The 3098-nt window shown below is 34.5% G+C and carries 2 protein-coding genes; one reads left to right on the top strand and one right to left on the bottom strand.

All coding sequences use genetic code 11. The annotated features are described in order from the left end of the window. The first annotated feature begins 504 nt into the window (after positions 1–504). Entirely contained in the window at positions 505–2130 is a 1626-nt protein-coding gene (locus KPC_RS18625; RefSeq protein WP_121975824.1) for a long-chain-fatty-acid--CoA ligase, read from the top strand. Positions 2131–2238: 108 nt separating this feature from the next. On the opposite strand, the gene KPC_RS18630 is transcribed toward KPC_RS18625, so the two are convergent. Beyond that, positions 2239–2526 carry a hypothetical protein gene (locus KPC_RS18630; protein WP_121975825.1) on the bottom strand — a complete coding sequence of 96 codons (288 nt, stop codon included), beginning with the start codon at positions 2524–2526 and terminating at the stop codon, positions 2239–2241. Positions 2527–3098: the final 572 nt, after the last annotated feature.

The raw sequence follows: 3098 nt of genomic DNA on the forward strand, positions 1-3098 counted from the left end.
TATTTATAGCAATACATCAAAAATCAATGATGATGTGCTCCACACTTTCTGCATTCCTTAATTTGAACATCATTCTCATCCAGTTCATATTCATAAGTATGTATGCAGAAAATTTTCCTTAAAAGCTGAAGCATGGCTTACTCCTTAAATTTTACTTTAGCTTTAGATATTTCATCCTGAAACATCTATGTCACTCATGTGACTGATGAATATATTAAGCATAATTTGTGAAATAGTTCAAATTTTATTCATTCATTTTTATACTTGACCAAAGATCATTAATTAGAAAAACTTATATATGAGAAAATAAACGATAGCAAATAAGTATCCAATCTATTGACAAATAAAACTTAAAAAAAAGCTGATTTTGATCTTGATTTAATCGTTTAAATATATAGGATGAAGATAAGAATATTTTCTATTTAGAATTTTTTAAATAGAAAAATCAACAAAACAACGTGCAAGAATTCAATCAATAATCATCACGAATAAAAGGATTTATCTATGCAAGGACATATGATGTTCCAGCCCCTACTCATTAGCAGTTTAATTAAGCATGCCGAACGTTATCATGGGGATACAGCGATCATTTCCAAAAATACAGATGGAACAATCACAAAAACTGATTGGACACATATTTCAGAGAATTCAAAACGTTTTGCAAATGCGCTGAGTGCTTTAGGACTTAAGGAAAGTGACCGTGTCGCGACTATAGCCTGGAATAATCACCGTCATCTGGAATCCTGGTATGCCATTTCTGGAAGTGGTTTTGTGTGCCATACCATTAATCCTAGGCTCTTCCCTGAACAATTAGTTTTTATTATTAATGATGCTCAGGATAAAGTCGTACTCTTTGATAAAACATTTTTACCGTTAATTAAAGGTGTAAAATCCCACACCCCTCATGTTGAACACTTTATCTATTTAGGCGCATATGATCAGAATGTGGCAGATGCCGTACCTAATGTTAAGTTTTATGATGTACTGATCGCAGAACAATCTTCTGAATTTGAATGGCCATCATTTGATGAAACCACAGCAAGCTCATTGTGTTATACCTCAGGAACAACTGGCAACCCTAAAGGTGCACTTTACAGCCATCGCTCAACATTACTACATACTTATGCGATCTGTTTACCAGATTCATTAAACCTATCAGCTCACGATGTCATGCTACCTGTCGTTCCAATGTTTCATGTCAATGCATGGGGTACCCCATATGCGGCAGCGATGGTAGGTGCAACATTGGTTCTGCCAGGTCCAGGTCTTGATGGTGCCAGTCTGGTTGAGCTCATTGATGAATTCAAGGTAACTGTTGCTTTAGGCGTACCTACCATTTGGCAAGGTTTATTGGCTGCCGCAAAACAATCAGGTAGTCGTCTAGAAAGTATGAAACGAAATGTTGTAGGGGGATCAGCTTGCCCTCCTGCGATGATGGCTGCCTTTAAAAATAGTTATCAATGTGAAACGATACATGCTTGGGGAATGACTGAGACTAGCCCACTTGGTTCTGCAAACCAGCTGAAGGCAAAACACTCATTACTGTCTGAAGATGAAAAATTTAAACTTCGACTCTCACAAGGACGTCCTCCTTTTGGAGTTGATTTGCGTATTACAGATCAAGAGAATGGGACACATGTCTTGGCAAATGATGGTCATACAAGTGGTAACCTACAAATCAGAGGCCATTGGATTATCGATTCATATCTTGGCAAGTCATCTAGTGCACTGACTTCAGATGGATGGTTTGATACAGGTGATATTGCCACATTAGATGAAGATGGCTATCTCACATTAAGTGATCGTTCCAAAGATTTAATTAAATCTGGTGGAGAATGGATCTCATCGGTTGAACTTGAAAATATCGCTATGGGACATCCTGATATCGCAATGGCAGCAGTTATTGCAGCAACACATCCAAAATGGGATGAACGACCAGTAGTGATTGCCATTAAAACTCCCAATAGCCAGATCACCGAACAGCAGTTATTAGATTATTATTCTGACAAAGTTGCAAAATGGCAAATTCCAGACAAAGTAGTTTTTGTCGATGCGATTCCATTAACAGGTACAGGAAAAATGCTAAAACGTGATTTACGTGAACAATATGGGCATGTTTTATTAAACTGATGAAAGTTCAAAAATCCCCCATTTAACATAGGGGATTTTAGTTTTTATGGATTTCTAAATAAAAGCAAGATTGGTACATGATATGAAAAATATTACTAAGCAAAAGTATCATTCCAAAACTGGATCCAGCTTATCGTTTTCAACATCTTCCAGCCAATCTTCAACACCTAAGTTGTTTGAAATAGCACAATCTTTACTCACCTCAAAGATCAATATGGAATCATTAATACTCAATATATTTGCCAGATGCTTCTTGACCACCTTAGAATGATATTTAGTATTGATTAGCCATGTGGATTTGTTAATACGTATTGAGTGATCATAGCTATCTATAAGCTTATGTATTTCCTCTAAATGTTGATCAACTTGTGTATTAATGAGTACTAAAAAATTCATCGTAACATCCCCCCATTAGTAAAAAATGTGAGTCTTTTCTTATTTTTATCTTAAATGGCTTTGTAAGTTTTATATTTGTCATTTTAGGCTTATTTTTAAATTTTAAACTCAGAATCTGCATTAAAACATCACAATAAGCTCTCAATTGCTCATAAATAACGTGGGTAACCATGTTTCATATAGAGTTTGATCAACTGTAAATTTAAGAAAATGTAAGTTTTCGGTTTATTTTGCACTAATTTACACTTTATTTTGCACTAATTTTTTCGGTTTATTTTGCACTAAAAGTTCTCATTTCAATCACTTGAACTTAAATGCCAACTCATAATTCAAATAACTAAATGCCATCATCAATAGAGGGCATTTATTAAAAATTATTGTTTCTTAGAGAGATAAATACCACTTAGGATTAAGAAAGCGATTTGACAAACAAGCCAAACTAAAACGGAAAAATTCGAACATTTCACTATAGAGTCATAAATAATTTCTTTATACGACACAGTTTCCATCATATTAAGTAAAATCAATTCCATCACGAGCAGAATAAATATGAAACTGGTATAGATATATTT

Source organism: Acinetobacter stercoris (genome assembly GCF_900323515.1).
GTDB lineage: Bacteria > Pseudomonadota > Gammaproteobacteria > Pseudomonadales > Moraxellaceae > Acinetobacter > Acinetobacter stercoris.